The sequence below is a fragment of the Luteibacter sp. KNZ12-1A genome (genome assembly GCF_056755675.1).
On sequence record NZ_JBPGXU010000096.1, the window covers coordinates 1 to 15,239 of the forward strand.

The 15,239-nt window shown below is 67.0% G+C and carries 16 protein-coding genes; 7 read left to right on the forward strand and 9 right to left on the reverse strand.

Going from position 1 to position 15,239, the window contains the following annotated elements; genetic code table 11:
• Positions 1–331 precede the first annotated feature (331 nt).
• The 5 genes from ACR9ZJ_RS15665 to ACR9ZJ_RS15685 all read right to left on the reverse strand — a co-directional run bounded on the left by ACR9ZJ_RS15665 (position 332) and on the right by ACR9ZJ_RS15685 (position 4,756).
• Positions 332–847: a hypothetical protein gene (locus ACR9ZJ_RS15665; RefSeq protein WP_481288258.1), complete on the reverse strand. Its 516-nt coding sequence runs from the start codon at positions 845–847 to the stop codon at positions 332–334.
• Between the two features lie 60 nt (positions 848–907).
• A complete protein-coding gene (locus ACR9ZJ_RS15670) occupies positions 908–1,681 on the reverse strand; it encodes a YdcF family protein (RefSeq protein ID WP_481288259.1) in 774 nt (257 codons plus the stop codon).
• Between the two features lie 42 nt (positions 1,682–1,723).
• Entirely contained in the window at positions 1,724–2,068 is a 345-nt protein-coding gene (locus ACR9ZJ_RS15675) for a response regulator transcription factor (protein ID WP_481288260.1), read from the reverse strand.
• A gap of 127 nt (positions 2,069–2,195) precedes the next feature.
• Positions 2,196–2,834 carry a response regulator transcription factor gene (locus ACR9ZJ_RS15680; protein ID WP_481282582.1) on the reverse strand — a complete coding sequence of 213 codons (639 nt, stop codon included), beginning with the start codon at positions 2,832–2,834 and terminating at the stop codon, positions 2,196–2,198.
• Positions 2,831–4,756 carry a PAS domain-containing sensor histidine kinase gene (locus ACR9ZJ_RS15685; protein ID WP_481282581.1) on the reverse strand — a complete coding sequence of 642 codons (1,926 nt, stop codon included), beginning with the start codon at positions 4,754–4,756 and terminating at the stop codon, positions 2,831–2,833. The genes ACR9ZJ_RS15680 and ACR9ZJ_RS15685 overlap by 4 nt, the downstream gene beginning before the upstream one ends.
• Positions 4,757–5,026: 270 nt before the next feature.
• Here ACR9ZJ_RS15685 and ACR9ZJ_RS15690 point away from each other — a divergent pair, with 270 nt between their 5' ends.
• Positions 5,027–5,599, forward strand: a complete 573-nt coding sequence (locus tag ACR9ZJ_RS15690; RefSeq protein WP_481282580.1) for a helix-turn-helix transcriptional regulator — start codon at positions 5,027–5,029, stop codon at positions 5,597–5,599.
• A gap of 3 nt (positions 5,600–5,602) precedes the next feature.
• Here ACR9ZJ_RS15690 and wrbA read toward each other — a convergent pair whose 3' ends face one another.
• Positions 5,603–6,202: an NAD(P)H:quinone oxidoreductase gene (wrbA, locus tag ACR9ZJ_RS15695; protein ID WP_481282579.1), complete on the reverse strand. Its 600-nt coding sequence runs from the start codon at positions 6,200–6,202 to the stop codon at positions 5,603–5,605.
• A gap of 104 nt (positions 6,203–6,306) precedes the next feature.
• Here wrbA and ACR9ZJ_RS15700 point away from each other — a divergent pair, with 104 nt between their 5' ends.
• The 5 genes from ACR9ZJ_RS15700 (at position 6,307) to ACR9ZJ_RS15720 (ending at position 9,179) form a co-directional block, all read left to right on the forward strand.
• Complete coding sequence (locus tag ACR9ZJ_RS15700) at positions 6,307–6,579, forward strand: hypothetical protein (protein ID WP_371024511.1); 273 nt, start codon at positions 6,307–6,309, stop codon at positions 6,577–6,579.
• Positions 6,580–6,745: 166 nt separating this feature from the next.
• On the forward strand, positions 6,746–7,660 hold the full coding sequence (locus ACR9ZJ_RS15705) for a hypothetical protein (protein WP_481288261.1): 915 nt from the start codon (positions 6,746–6,748) through the stop codon (positions 7,658–7,660).
• 17 nt (positions 7,661–7,677) lie between these two features.
• Complete coding sequence (locus tag ACR9ZJ_RS15710; RefSeq protein ID WP_481282577.1) at positions 7,678–7,860, forward strand: hypothetical protein; 183 nt, start codon at positions 7,678–7,680, stop codon at positions 7,858–7,860.
• 109 nt (positions 7,861–7,969) lie between these two features.
• Positions 7,970–8,737, forward strand: coding sequence for a helix-turn-helix domain-containing protein (locus ACR9ZJ_RS15715; RefSeq protein WP_481282576.1), 768 nt, complete (start codon positions 7,970–7,972; stop codon positions 8,735–8,737).
• A 1-nt stretch (position 8,738) separates the two neighbouring features.
• Positions 8,739–9,179: a MarR family winged helix-turn-helix transcriptional regulator gene (locus ACR9ZJ_RS15720; RefSeq protein WP_481282575.1), complete on the forward strand. Its 441-nt coding sequence runs from the start codon at positions 8,739–8,741 to the stop codon at positions 9,177–9,179.
• Here the strand turns inward: ACR9ZJ_RS15720 and ACR9ZJ_RS15725 are convergent.
• A complete protein-coding gene (locus ACR9ZJ_RS15725; protein ID WP_481282574.1) occupies positions 9,176–9,805 on the reverse strand; it encodes a homoserine/threonine efflux transporter in 630 nt (209 codons plus the stop codon). The two genes, ACR9ZJ_RS15720 and ACR9ZJ_RS15725, sit on opposite strands and share 4 nt — an antisense overlap.
• Positions 9,806–9,958: 153 nt before the next feature.
• Between ACR9ZJ_RS15725 and ACR9ZJ_RS15730 the strand changes: the two genes are divergently transcribed.
• Entirely contained in the window at positions 9,959–11,263 is a 1,305-nt protein-coding gene (locus ACR9ZJ_RS15730; RefSeq protein ID WP_481282573.1) for a NupC/NupG family nucleoside CNT transporter, read from the forward strand.
• Positions 11,264–11,481: 218 nt separating this feature from the next.
• Here the strand turns inward: ACR9ZJ_RS15730 and ACR9ZJ_RS15735 are convergent, their stop codons facing one another.
• Entirely contained in the window at positions 11,482–14,115 is a 2,634-nt protein-coding gene (locus tag ACR9ZJ_RS15735; protein ID WP_481288262.1) for a M1 family metallopeptidase, read from the reverse strand.
• Positions 14,116–14,222: 107 nt separating this feature from the next.
• Positions 14,223–15,239: tetratricopeptide repeat protein (locus tag ACR9ZJ_RS15740; protein WP_481288263.1), on the reverse strand; the 1,017-nt coding region annotated here is incomplete at its 5' end.

Consider the following 15,239-nt stretch of genomic DNA (forward strand, 5'->3'; position numbering starts at 1 on the left):
GTTCTCGTTCGCTAAGTCCTCGTCCGGCCTAAGCCTCCCTGCGGAATCGCTCTGAGAACGGCACCCGACGCCTCCCCCTACGAACGACGCGGTTGGATTGCTTGACGAGCGGGGTGAGGGGCTTTGACACACGGCTTTTCCCGCGAACGCCACATGTCGACCGTTAGCGATTTCGCGCAGACCGGTGGCGACTTAAGGTGGGAGCCGACCTTGTCGGCGATGGATGCTCGCGAAGACCTATCGCATCACACAACGCCGACGGCTCCCCCGCCTCCCCCGCCTCAAGGCAAGCAAAACACGATGGCGAAGCCGAGCCTGAGAGGGAGTTTCGTCACTGATCGCCGCCAGCGTCGTCCTGCGCCATCAACGCGTTGATCTGCGCCTTGTGCGCTTCATAGAAAGCGACGTTCTGCTTGTTCACCTTGGACTGGTCGACGTACGCGGCCATCTGCGGATTGTTCTTCGCTTCCGAGGCGATCGCCGCGTTGGTGACAGCCAGGTTCGCCAGCAGGAACTCACGCGGCGTGAAACCGTACTTCTTGATGAGCGGTTCGATCCGGGGATCGGCGGCGGTCACCTGCGCGGCGAGATCGTCGAGTGAATGGATCTTCGAGAAATCGGTTTTCGCATCCTTCGGCTTGATCCCTTGCTTCTTCGCATCCTGCGATACCTTCACGATACGGTTGAACACGTCGTCGTTGAGGTTGTAGTTCTGGATCGCCTGCTTGTCCGAAGCGGGAATCGCGCTGACGGGATTCGCGCCCGGGGCGGCCTCCTGCGCAAAGGTGGCGACCGGCGCGACGGAGGCGGCGGCCAGCAGGGCGGCGAGGATATAACGTGACTTCACGGGCAACTCCTGGGTTGTCGGGTCCGTGACGGACGGTGGACCAGCATAAAGCGCCAATTGTTACGTATGCGTCGGCGCGGTCACGTTTTCTTCAGGAATCTTCGGCGCGTTCCAGCCCATCGCGTTATAGAAGTGGTAACGAGCCATGCCGATGTATTCGTGAATGGCGAAGTCCGCGAAGGAGAGGTTTTCCGAGGTGGGCAACCAGTCGTAGCGGGCGGTGACGTAGTCGCCCCTTACCGCTTCGCCGCGGATGCCGAAGTGGGCGAAATAGAGCACCGCCCGCTTCAGGTGGACCGCCGAGGACACCAGCACCACCTTGTCCGCGCCGTAGGCCATCAGCAATGGCTTGCTGAACTGGGCGTTCTGGAACGTATTCATGCTTCGCGCCTCGAGCACCAGGTCGGCGCGCGGTATGCCGAGGCGGTCGAGGGTGATCGCGTAGACGTCGGCTTCGGCCTGGTGCAGCTTCATCGCGTCACCACCACTGACTTCCACCTTGCAGTCCGCACCGGTGGCCTTGCAGGAACGGTAGAGCTCGGCCGCACGCAGGATTCGTCCATTGGCGTAGAGGCTCGGCTCCACGACGCCGGCCCCGCTGCGTACCGTACCGGCGCCCAGCAAGATGATCGCGTTACGCTGGCCCCATTGCGCCACGTCGGGCGCGAAGCCCGCCTGCAGCCGGCCTAGCAACATGCCTGTCAGGGGACCGCAACCGGCAAGGAACAGCCATGCCAATGAAAGGACGGCGAATACCACGCCGCTGCGCGAACGGCGCCTGACCAGGAGGACGAGGCCGACGGCCAGGAGGATGAGGAACACGATGAGGGTCATGGGCGCGGAGCGTAGCAAACCCCGGGGACGAAAAGCCCGTACTTACCGGCTGCGATCCAGTGCCCGTTCCAGGCAGGTGACCAGCTCGTCGCCACTGAACGGCTTGCCGATATAGCAGAAGGCACCCTCTTTCATGGCCCGCTCGCGTAGGCCTTCGTCGGGGAACCCGGTGACGAAGACGATGGGATAGGTGTGGCCGCGCTCGATGAGCCGCCGTTGCAGTTCGAGCCCATCCATGCCGGGCATGTTCACGTCGGTGACGAGGCAGTCGATGCCGTCGCCGCCATGGCGGAGGAACTCCTCGGCCGAGATGAAACCCCGTGCCTCGTGTCCCAGCGACCGAACCAGACTCACCGTAGCCGCGCGCACGGCCTCGTCGTCATCCACGATCGCCACAATCCTGTTAGCGGCCAACCTCGAGTCCTCGCCCGGGCACCTGCCGGGCCTGCCGACCATACAGTGCGCCGCGCGCCCCGGAATGGGAATCATACGGAAGTGTGCGGCGACCACCGGGTCAGGAGCGAATACCCAGTGCCTCCGCCTGTTTTACCAGTTCCGCCAGGGATTTCGCGCCCATTTTGCGCATGACATTGCCACGGTGGATCTTCACGGTGATCTCGGACAGGCCGAGCAGCCCACCCACCTGCTTGTTCATCAGGCCCGCCGTGACGTGGCCCATCACCTCTCGTTCGCGCGGCGTCAGCGAGGCGTAGGCCTGGCGCAGGGTGGCCAGCGCGTCGGCGTCGCGCCGTGCCGCCGCGTCCCGCTCGATGGCATTGGCCACGGCGTCGAGCATGTCCTGGTCGCGGAAGGGCTTGGCCAGGAAATCCAGCGCCCCCGCCTTCATGGCGCGGACGGACATCGGGATGTCACCGTGCCCGGTCATGAAGATGATCGGCAGGTGGTTATCCATCGACGCCAGCTGCGACTGGAAGTCGAGGCCGCTGACCCCGGGCAGGCGTACGTCGAGCACGAGGCAGCCCGGGGCGTCGGCATGCTCGCGGGCGAGGAAATCGGCGGCGCTGCCAAAGCTGGCCACGCTCAGCCCCACCGAGCGGAACAGCGATGCGAGCGCCTCGCGCACCGAGGCATCGTCGTCCACGATGCATACGATCGGCGTCCGCGCGGCATTGGCGATGGGTACCCGTGTCATGCCCGGAGCTCCTCGGCCACCGTGACCGGCAGCGTGAAATGGAAGGTCGCTCCCCCTTCCGGACGGTTGGTCGCCCACAGGCGGCCACCGTGAGATTCGATCGTCGAGCGGCAAATGGCAAGGCCCATGCCCATGCCATCGCCCCGCGTGGTGACGAAGGCATCGAACAGGTGCGGCGCGATGTGTTCCGGAATGCCCGTGCCGCTGTCCTCGACTTCCACCAGCAGTCCATTGCCGCCCTCGGGCCGCGCGCGCACCAGCAATTGCCGGCGCCCGCACACCGCCGACATGGCGCGGATGGCGTTGCCCATGAGGTTCACCACCACCTGCTGCAACTGCACGCGGTCGCCGCGTGGCATCGGCGCGTCGCGTGCGATATCCACGCGCAGGACGATGCGGTGCAGGGCGATCTCGCCGTCGAGCAACTGCGCGCATTCCTCGATCAGGGTGCCGAGGTCGAACAGCACGTGTTGGCGGGGCTCCTTGCTGGCCAGGCTGCGCACGCGATGCACCACCTCGCTGGCCCGACGGGCGTCGCGCACCACGCGCTCGATGGCGTCGCAGGCTTCGCCCAGGTCCGGCTCGGGCCGGCGGAGCCAGCGCAGGGCGGCCTCGCCATGGGTGACGATCGCGGCCAGGGGCTGGTTCACCTCGTGCGCGATGGATGCGCTCATCTCGCCCAGGGCGGTGACCCGGGCGGCCTGCGCCAGTTCGGCCTGCACGGCGATCAGGGCGCGCTCGGCGCGCTTGCGGTCGGTGATGTCCACGACGCTCACCAGCACGCGGTCGTATCGGCTGGGACCCAGGGGCATGTTCATGCCGAACAGGACGGTGATCCGTTCGCCGCGCAGGTTTACCAGGTGCGTTTCGCCCTCGGCGATGCCGCCACCCTGGATGATGGTCAGCAGCACCTGGGCGAAGGTGCGTTCGGACGCGGGCAGGAAACGGCTGAGCGGGCCGATCAGGTCCTCGCGCCGCTGCGCGCCGAGCATGCGGACGGTGGCTTCGTTCACATCCGTCACGTAGGTGAGCGCGCAGGCCTCCGAAACGAACTCGGGATGGGCATCGAGGTAGGCGGCCAGATCGGTCACGCCTTCCTCGCGCAGTGCGGCCACCCGTTCCATCACTCGCGAATAGTCTTCTTCCCAGAACGAGAAGCGGGCCGTTTCGAACATGCTCCGGTAGCGGCGCTCGCTCTCGGCCGTGGCGGCGGCCGCGGCACGCCGCTCGGTCACGTCGGTGCCGGCTTCCAGGATGACCCTCGGCTTGCCCTGCTCGTCGCGCAGCAGGGCGCAACGCGCCTCGACGATCACGATGCGGCCGTCGCGATGGCGCTGGATGACCTCGCCTTCCCAGCGACCGGTGCCGGACAATTCGGCATCGGCGGCCTTGCGGTCGCCGGGGATAGCCGTGCCGAGCAGGTCGTTCGCACGGCGCCCCAGGGCCTCATGGGCCGTCCAGCCGTAGAGTTGCTCGGCGCCGCCGTTCCACAACACGATGACGTCGTCCATGTCGCGGACGAAGATGGAGTCGTGGGTCAGTTCGATCAGGCTCGCCTGGCCCGCGATGGTGATCAGGCGTTCCCGGTTGCGCAGCGCCAGCACCGCGGTGATCGCGATAGCGCCGAGGCTCACCGCACAGCGCATCATGGCCGCATCCATAGCGAGCCACCCATGGCCACGGAAATACGCTACGGCGGTGAGCACCATGCAGCCCGCGGCGGCGCCGACGATCGCCCGGCGACTGCCGCTGGCGGCGACCAGGAGCACCACGACGACGTACACCACCGCCACCGCGCTTTGCAGGGGGGTGAACGTGTCGACCAGGAACACGCCCAGCGCCAGGAGCGCGCCGAAACCCATGAGCAATGCGGCCACCAGCCGGCGCGGACGCGTGGCGGGAGCGTAGGCACGGCTTTGCATGGGTGCGAATCGGGACATCGGAAGATGGGACACGGGGTGTCTTGTAGGAATCCGCCCGGATCGTCATGGATAAATGTCATATCAGTCTTGCACGCCGGTGATGGTTTTTGACCGTTACGGCACAGCTCTTACAAGAAATGCGACATGGCGCTCCTATCCTTTGGTATGGAACGCCCTGACCGTATGTAGAATTCAGCCCACCCCGCATCGCGCATACGCTGCCTCCATGGGCAGTCCCGCCCATGAGCCGCCGCCGTGGAGCCGATGCAGATGCGATTCGAAACCAACGCTTACGCCGGGACGGGGGCCACGCTGGCTTCCGAAGCCATGCATGGCATGGCGCCCTCCAACGTCACCCGCCTGCTCGAGCAGGCCCTCACCGCCGCCGAGACCGACCTCGCCACCACCCGTGCCTGTGTCGCCCAGGTGGCCGCGCTGCTGGAACGTGAGCAGGCGCCGCCGGTCGTGGCAAAGGAGCCTGCGACGACGGGCCGTCGTGCCGGCGCGGGCCTGGCGCCATGGCAGGCCCGCCGCGTGGCGGCCCATGTGGACGAGAACCTGGGTTTCCCGATCACCATCGACCACCTGGCGGCGATCGCGGGGCTGTCCAGCAGCTATTTCTGCCGGGCATTCAAGGACACCTTCGGCGATCCGCCGCACGCTTACATCATGCGCCGCCGCGTGGAACGCGCGCAGTCGTTGATGTTGCAGACCCGTGAACCGCTCAGCCAGATCGCCCTGGCCTGCGGCCTTTCCGACCAGGCGCACCTGTGCAACCTTTTCCGTCGCCTGGTGGGGCAAAGCCCCAGCCACTGGCGGCGCTCGCGCTGGCAGGAAGCCTGAGCCTCAGCCGAAGAGCTTCATGGCGACTTCGGCGATGTGCCTGCCCTGGAAACGGGCGCCGGCGAGTTCGTTTTCGCTGGGTTTGCGGGAACCGTCGCTGGCCGCGATGGTCGTAGCTCCGTAGGGGCTGCCACCGGTGATTTCATCGAGTCTCAACTGGCCCTGGAAACTGTAGGGCAAGCCCACCGGGATCAGGCCCAGATGAAACAGGTTCGTGATGATCGAGAACAGCGTCGTCTCCTGGCCGCCATGTTGCGTGGCCGTCGAGGCGAAGGCACCACCGACCTTGCCATTGAGCGCGCCCCGCATCCACAGCGCGCCGGTCTGGTCGAGGAAGTTGGCCATCTGCGACGTCATCCGGCCATAACGGGTACCGGTTCCGATGATGATCGCGTCGTAGTTCTCCAGTTCTTCCACCCGCGCCACCGGCGCGGCCTGGTCGAGCTTGAAACCGGACTTTTTCGCGACATCGTCGGGGACCAGTTCGGGAACGCGCTTGATGTCGACGCTGGCACCTGCTTCACGAGCGCCCTCGGCGACGGCGTTGGCCATCGTCTCGATGTGGCCGTATGCCGAGTAGTAGAGAACGAGGACCTTGGCCATGAGCGGAATCTCCGTCGGGAAAGGATCAGGACAGGAAAGGTAGGCACGTTGCCGTCTATGCAACGTGTCGGCGCACCATCGCCGCCGTATAGAGGTTGAGCCGTATGCCGCACGCCCGGATCGTCGATATCCATTCCACCGTCGCAGGTGCCGTGCGCAAGTCGCACGCCTGGCAAGTGCTGCGCGAGGCCGCCCGCGTCGAGCCGGACGAATCCGCCCGCATCGCCTGGTACCGCGACGACCCCATCGCCGGACTTGGGCTGCTGACGGCCGAGTCGCTCGTGGCCGCGGGCCGCTACGAGGATGTCCTGGCATTCCTGCGCGGGGTGAAGACGGATCTCGGACTCGAACCCGCCCGGGGCTTCGGCAGCTTCTGAACCTGCCTGGTGGGAGCCGACCCTGTCGGCGATCCCGCGGCAGCGGGCCAGGTCACGGCAAGCACCCATCGCCGCTGAAGCGGCTCCCACAGTAAAGCGGCTTCCAGAGTGAAGTGGCGTCGGCCGCGGTAAAGTCCGGACAGCCAGCAGCCCGGAACCCGCACCCGTGTCGATCGAAGAAGCGATCACCCCCCAACGCGACGAACGGCTCACCGCCGAGCGCGCCTACGAACTCTACTGGGCCGACCTGCTCGGCCACGATGCCACGTTCACCTGTGTCGGCACCGGTTGTTCCGCACCGCTTATCTGCGCCTGCCTGGACAAGCCCGAGCAGAACCTGCGCATTCGCCCGTATTTTCGATCGCGCCGCCTGGAAGACCATGCGGAAAGCTGCGAGGTGGCGCATGGCCGTGGTGAACCGGCCGCCGGCAAACGACCGGATGTCTTCGAAGCGGAAAGACCGGCCGATCATTTCCGCGCCACCACGGCGGCGGCGAAAGCGGACCCGGCTACGGGACCCGCGCGCCACGTGGCGACCAGCGCCGGCACCGGACTGAAGCCACGCCCCAGCCACTATTACCGACTGTCCTCGCTGGTGCAGAAGTTCCTCGAGCATCGCCGGGACAAGGACCTGGCCGAGGCCACGGTCGACATCGGCGGCGAGACCGTCACCTATGAAGCCCTCTTTCGCAACATCTACCGGCAGAAGGCGGCCGACCAGCTCGGTACCCGCGCCGTGTGGTGGGGCACGGCGTCGCTGCGCGCCACCAGGGAAGGCGGCTATTACCTGCGCTTCTCGCGCCCCTTCCGCCACGACGACGGCGAACTGCGGCCGACGATCACCCTCACCGCGAAGGACATCGACGCCTATCCCGTGCGCAAGCTGCTGCGGGCGAGGCTCGACAAACTCATCGCGGAATCGGACGGCTATTGCGTCGTCTTCGTCTGGGCGAAGCCATGGATGCCGAAGGACGCGGAAAAGCCTTTCGTGCGGTTCTACGTGAACAACCTGGACCATATCGATGTGCGAGGTCCGGAGATCCTCGAGGAACTGAAGAACACCTCGCGGGTAGGTACCTGAATCGGTAGCATGACGACATGCCAGCCAAACGCCGCAACCGCCTGCGCCTGCCTTTCGTTCGCCATCCGCGCGACGCATCGCATGATTATGACGATGCCAGCTACGACGGCGGCGCGTCCGGCGGGGCCTACCTGCGCCATGTGCTGATCGTGGTGCTCGTGCTCGCCGTGGTGGCGGCCATCGCGCGCTGGGTCCTGTGACACGCGGCCAAAAGGCCTAGTTGCGTGACCTACCTCTTAAGGGTGTAGGCTGCATTCCTTGCATGCGCAATCCTTGGCTCGTCATCCGATACCTCGAGAGGATCGGCTCATGTACCGCGCCGAACCAGCAGCCTGCACTACCCGACACGTGGGTTTACCCACCGTCATCGTCGACCTTGCCCAACGATCCGCCGCCGTGGATCGTGGCGACCGGCAGCGGGGGGTCAACCTCATCGCCGACCTGCGCGGGCGCGCCCAACTCACCGAGATCCTGCTCGACGACGCGGACGATGCCGAGGACGACCTGCTCCTGATCTATCGCGCCGCCTATGCGGCCGACACCGAGGGAGCGGGTGCCATCCTGTTTCGCCGGCAGGCGGAAGGCGATGTATGCGCCCAGCACCCGCCTGCCGTGCGCACCCTGGCCCAGGTGCTGTTCGACAGCCTGCGCGCCGAGGCACCCAATGCCCCCCTGCTCGCCCATGTCGCCCTGGCCCTGCGTGCCATCCTGACCTTCCGCCCCTCGCGGGAGGAGGCCACCCCTCGCGGGGGCCTTGCCAACTGGCAGGAACGCCGGGCCATCGCCTATATGGACGAGCGGCTGGACCAGTCCTTCCCGGTGTCCGCCGTGGCCGAGGCCTGCGGGCTGTCCGTCAACCATTTCTCGCGCGCGTTCCGCCGCAGCCTGGGCAAGCCGCCTCACCGCTGGCTGCTCGACCGTCGTATCGAACGCGCGTGTGAATTGCTCCGCACCACGGAGATGTCGCTGGCCGACATCGCGCTGGGCTGTGGTTTCGCCGAACAGAGCCATTTCACGCGGGTCTTCACCCGCACGATCGGCATGCCTCCCGGCGCATGGCGTCGCGCGGCCGATTGACATGACCGGCGACGAGACGACGCCCTCGCCCCTGGGCCTGGGCCGTGACCTGATGCTGGCGGGATCGCGCCTGCGCGATGCCGTGCGCCGCCGCGCCCAACGCGAATTCGGGCTCACCGCCTTGCAGAGCGACATCCTGCTGATGCTGGCCTCGCGCGGCAGCATGATCTCCACCGAACTGGCCAGCGCCTGCGGCGTCAATGCCAGCACGGTGACCCACGCGGTCGATGCCGGCGTGGAGCGCGGCCTGGTGTTGCGCGTGCGCAACGAGGCGGACCGGCGCCTGGCCGATATCGCCCTCACTCCCGCCGGCAAGCGCATGGCCGAGCGCGTGCGGGCGCTCATCGCCGAGCTCGCCCGCGCGGCGCTGGAGGGCGTGGATCAACCCGGCCTGCTGGCGGAAAGCCTGGCCCAGGTGACCCGCAACCTCGAAAAGGGCTAGATCGCCCGGCGGCCGAAGATCAGGTGCAGGCCGAACAGGGTGAAGATCGCCCCCGCGCCGCCGTCGATCCAGCGGCTCGCGCGCACATAGCCGCGACGCATCGCGGGCAAGGCGAAGATGCCCGCCACGACGGCGAACCAGAGAAAGGTTTCCAAGGTGACCATGGCCCAGAGGCCCCAGCGCGTCGTGGCGGACATGCCGTCGCCGACAAAGGCCGAGAAGATCGAGGCGAAGTAGATCGCGGCCTTGGGATTGGCCAGGTTGGTGGCCAGTCCGCGCACCATCGCGCGCCACGGGCTGGAGCCGCGCACGTCGACCACCGGTACGGCGGCGTCCGGTTTCGCCTTCCACGCCGACCTGAGCATCTGGAACCCCATCCAGCAGAGGTAGGCGCCGCCGGCGATGGCGATTCCCCGCTCCAGCCAGGCCAGCCGGTGCAGGAGAATCTGCAAGCCGAGCAAGGCCAGCGCCGCCCAGACCGCCACGCCGAGCGCGATGCCGACCACACCCGCGAAGGCTTCGCGCCGCGAACGGCTGGCGGCGAGTTGGGACACGAAGAAGAAGTCCGGGCCGGGCGTGACCAGGGCCACGATCTGGACCAGGGCGATGGTAAGGAAGAGATTCATGCGTCGAGGGTAAGCCCGGACAGGGGGTGCGCGAAAGACGTCGGCCCGTCCCGATTCCGCAGCGCGCCTTGCCCCACAAGGCCACCTCCCGTAACCTCGCGTTTTTTAAAGTGGTCACGGGGCTGCCCCCGGCCTTCCAAGGGGTAAGTCACGATGCTGGGTCTGCTAGGCCACGTCCTTTTTGGCCTGTTCGGTTTGGCGGTGCTCGTCGGCATCGCGTTCTGTTTCTCCAACAACAAGCGCGTGGTCGACTGGAAGCTGGTCGCCACCGGCGTCGCCTTGCAGATCGCCTTCGCGGCCATCGTGCTCAAGGTGCCGCTCGGCCGCGACGTCTTCGACGCCATCGCCACCGGATTCGTGCGCCTGCTCGACTACGTCGACGTGGGCTCGCGCTTCATCTTCGGCAGCCTGCTCGACAGCAGCAAGTTCGGCGTGATCTTCGCGGTGAAGGTGCTACCGACCATCGTCTTCTTCGCGGCGCTCACCGGCGTGCTCTACCACCTCGGCGTGATGCAGCAGATCGTGAAGGGCATGGCCTGGGTGATCACCAAGGTGATGCGCGTGTCCGGCGCGGAAACCACCAGTGTCTGCGCCAGCGTCTTCATCGGCCAGACCGAGGCGCCGCTCACCATCAAGCCGTACATCGAGCGGATGACCCAGGCCGAACTGATGACCGTGATGATCGGCGGCATGGCGCATATCGCCGGCTCCGTGATGGCGGCCTACGTGGCCATGCTCGGCGGCGACGATCCGGCGCAGCGCATGTTCTACGCGAAGCACCTGCTCACCGCGAGCGTCATGGCCGCCCCGGCCACCATGGTGCTGGCGAAGATCCTGGTCCCCGAGACGCAGGAACCGCTCACCCGCGGCACGGTGAAGATCGACGTCGAGAAGACCACGGCCAACGTCATCGATGCCGCGGCCACGGGTGCAGGCGACGGCCTGAAGCTGGCCATGAACGTCGGCGCCATGCTGCTCGCCTTCATCGCGCTGATCGCCCTGATCAACGGTCCGGTCCAGTGGGTCGGCACCGTCGGCGGCGAACACAGCCTCAACGCATGGCTCTCCGCCAGCACCGGCCACCCGGTGGTACTGAGCCTTGAGACCATCTTTGGCTGGGTCCTTTCCCCGGTGGCGTGGCTGATCGGCGTGCCCTGGAAGGACGCGACCCTCGTCGGCAGCTTCATCGGCCAGAAAGTGGTGATCAACGAGTTCGTGGCGTACGCGGACCTCGCCCGGCACCTGCCCGACCTGATGCCGGAAAGCCGCCTGATCGCGACCTATGCGTTGTGCGGCTTCGCCAATTTCTCCTCGATCGCTATCCAGATCGGCGGCATCGGCGGCCTTGCGCCCAACCGTCGAGGCGACCTCGCCCGCCTCGGCCTGCGCGCCGTGCTGGGCGGCTCCATCGCCACCTTCATGACAGCGACCATCGCGGGCGTGCTCGAACGCTTCTGAGCCAGCCGGGAACCCTGGTGGAGATGACCCCTTGGTAGGGGGAACCAGACCAGGCAGGACCAGACCCTATGGGAGACCCTGTGGGAGCCGACCTTGTCGGCGATCCCGCGGCAGCGGGCCAGGTCGAGGCAAGCACCCATCGCCGACAGGGTCGGCTCCCAACAAAAAAAAGCCCGCCGGTCTCGCGACCGGCGGGCCCATCACTCAAACGGTGCCGATCAGCCGTTCTTCTTCAGCCACGCATCGATCGCCGGCAGGCGTTCCTTGCGGACCATGGCGCGGTAGCGGATGTTCGCGATGCTGGTTTCCGCGTCGCGGCGCGAGGTCGCGGCGATGTACTTGTCGGCGAAGGCCTTGATCTTATCGATCGTGGCCAGGTCGAGCGAGCCACCGGCAAGCATCGGGTAGTAACGAGCGGACGACGTCGAGTCGACGAAATGATCGACGGTGTCCTTGTGCGCCACGGCGAAATCGAAGGCCAGCTCCGGATGCGCGCGAGAGACGGCGGAGATCATGCCGGCGCTGTTGGTCGCACCGGGCTCGTCGGTGAGCGCGAGTTCGAGTGCACGCTTCGCCAGCGCCTCGTCTTCCGTCGTTCCCAGCAGGGCGTACAGGCGATCCTTCACCAACGGGGTCTTCTCCGCCTTGGCCTCCGCATGCAGCTTGTCCCAGGTGGCGGCGTCCGCATGCGAAGCGACCACGGCGAGGATCGACTTGCGCAGCTCGGCCGGCATCGTGTTCGTCTCGTAGCGACGGCGTGCCTCGGCGATGACCTTCGCGTCGCCCAGGTGGGCCAGCGTGCCGATGAGGTGCGCACGCAGGACCGCCACCGGCGCTTCCTCGCCCGGCTTCGCTTCCCAGCCCACCTGCTCGAACTTCGGCGAGAGGCGGGAGATCGCGTACTTGCGCAGCGCGGCCTGGCGCTTCGTGTCGCCCTGGTAGTAATCGTCGAGCGTGGAGAAGTCGCTGGCGATGCCGTCCCACAGCAGCGGCGTGGCATCCAGTGGCGCGACCTTGATCAGGTCGAGCACGTCGGACGCGGGCTGCAGGCCACCCATGCCGAGCGCCCAGACGTCGGCGGTGAGGCCGAGCTGGTCGATCGGATCGAGCTTGGCGAACGCGCCCTGCAACGCCTTGATCTGCGCCGGCGCGTAGAGGGTGCGGTAGTAGCCGGTCTGGCCCGCGTTGACCAGCACCGGCGTGCAACCGGCGACGGTGAGCGTGCCGCTGCCGTCGGAAAGCAGCGTGGACGAAGCGGTGCCACCGACCGTCTTGGCGATCACCGGCACATGCCACGCAAGCGCCTTCTTCTCCGGACGGTCGCGGGTGAACTCACCCTGCGTCAGTTTCAGCGTGGTGGAACCGTTCGCGCACGATACCGATTCCACGCGCACCAGCGGGATGCCCGGCTGCAACGTGAAGTCGTGGGCGATGGTGCTGACCGGCTTGCCCGCCGCCGCGTCGATTTCCTTCCAGAGGTCGTCGGACACCGTGTTCGAATACGCATGCGCCTTGATGTACGCCTGCACGCCCTTCTGCCACGTATCCGCGCCCACATAGGCTTCGAGCATGCGGATGACCGACTCGCCCTTGGAATAGGTGATCGAATCGAAGGCCTGGCTGGCCTGCTCCACGGTCGCCACGTGCTGCACCACCGGGTGGGTGGTGGCGACGGCGTCGCGCGACATCGCGGCTTCGCGGATGAACACCGCTTCGAGGTTGGTATGCCATTCCGGATGCAGGCGCTCGGTGGTGCGCGAGGCCAGCCACGAGGCGAAGCCTTCGTTGAGCCAGAGGTCGTCCCACCAGCGCATCGTCACCAGGTCGCCGAACCACTGGTGCGCCATTTCGTGCGCGGCCGTGTTGAACACTTCCTGCTTGTCGGACTGGGTGGAGATGGACGGGTCGAGCAGCAGCGCGTACTCGAAGGTGTAGATGGCACCCCAGTTCTCCATCGCGGAGAAGAACTGGCTCGAACCCGGCGAGGCGATGTTGTCGAGCTTGGGCAGCGGATACGGCACGCCGAAGTACGCGTTGTATTCCTGCAGCACGGCCTTGCCCGTGTCGAGCGTGAACTGCGCCTGCGAGGTGAGGCCCTTCTGCGTGATGACGCCGATCTCGACGCCGTCGCTCTTCGTGGTGGCGCGATCGAATTCGCCCAGGCCGAAGAACAACAGGTAGGTGGACATCTTCGGCGACGGCTGGAACGAGACCTTGGTCAGGCCGTTACCGAGATCCTTCTTCGACGCGGCGGGCATGTTGCTCACCGCCATCTGGTTGCTCGGCACCGTCGCCGAGAGCGTGAAGGTCGCCTTGTAGGCCGGCTCGTCCCACGAGGGCACGAAGCGGCGGGCATCGGAATTCTCGAACTGCGTGTACAGCGCGCGCTTCTTGCCGTCGGACTTGGTGTCGTAGTCGATCGCGAACAGGCCGTTGGCCTGCGTGCCGATCTTGCCGGTGTAATCCATCGACAGCGTATAGCTGCCGGCGGGAACGGCATGATCGAAGGTGAAGGTCACCGTCTGCGCGTCCGCGTCGATCGCGACCTTGGGCGCCGTGAACTTCGCCTTGCCCTTCGCCGGGACGAGGGTCACGTTGGCGAAGGTCATGTCCATCGCATTGAGCGTGATGGAAGCGGTGGGTTCCAGCACGTCGATGCCGATGGCGACCTTGCCGTCGAAGGCGAGCTTGTCCGCATGCGGTACGACGGACACGTCGTAATGCGTCGGCCGCACGCTGCGGGGCAGCTGGGTGGTGGCAAGCTGGCTGGCGTCGTCGGCCGGCGCGGCGACGGCCACGGCGGATAGACCGGCGAGCGCGAAAGCGATCGCGCTGACGAGAGGTGTACGCATTCGGATGGGCCCTTGGGTTCGATCGATTCGCCCGATGGTCATCCGAGTCCGGCGGGAAAGGAAGCGCCGGAAGTCACGGCCGCAGGATGTTGCGACGCGGGGGAAACCTACCAGACCCGCCACCAGGATCGCCGCTCCAGCTTGCGCAACGCCTTCAGGTGTCCGCGCGCGGCCGCCTTGCGGAACCAGGCCCGGGCGATCGCCTGGTTGCGCGGCACCCCGTCGCCACGGCCGTGCAGCACGCCTAGTTCGAACTGGGCATCGGCATGGCCCGCGCCGGCCGCGCAACGCAGCAGGCGGAGCACTTCCTCGATGTTGCGGGGTACGCCGCGACCGGCGTCGATCATGCGCGACAGGGCGTACTGGGCGGCCACATGGCCGCGTTCCGCCGCCAGCGCCAGCCAGCGGACGGCTTCACGGTCGTTGCGCGCCACGCCGTCACCGGACGCCAGGCGTTGGCCGAGCAAGAATTGTCCCGCCGCGTCCTGGGGACCGAGCTGGGCCAGCCGTTCCGGCGCGGGCGCTCCGCTTGCGGGGGTCCCTTCGGCCGGGATGAGTTCGATGTCCAGCATGGCGAGGTGCCGGCGCGCTTCCGCGTCGCCCTGCTCGGCGGCGCGGCCGAGCCAATGCCGGGCCTGCTCGCGGTCTTCCGGTTGCGCGCTGGCGTCGAGGTACAGCTTGCCCAGGGTGAACTGGGCGATACCGCTACCCAGTTCCGCCGCGCGCCGGTAGTAGTGCGCGCCCATGGCCGGATCGCGGGCCACGCCGATACCGTCGCAATACATGTGCGCGAGGCTGCACAGCGCATCGCTATAGCCACGCGCGCCCGGCGCGCCACGTTCCACCGCCCGGCTGTAGAAGGCGAAGGCGAGTTCGGCGTCCCGCGGGCCGCCGCGACCGAAATAATGCGAGACGCCCAGGTTCACGCACGCTTGCACATGGCCCTGCTCCGCCGCGCGGCCCCACCAGCGCAGCGCCTCCCTTCGATCCAGGGCGACGCCATGGCCGCGCGCGTAAAGCGTGCCCAAGGCAGCCTGCGCATCGGCCGAGCCGGCTTCCGCCGCGCGGCGGGACCAACCCGCCGCTTCGCACGGGTAGCGCGGCACCCCGCGCCCTTCCGCGTA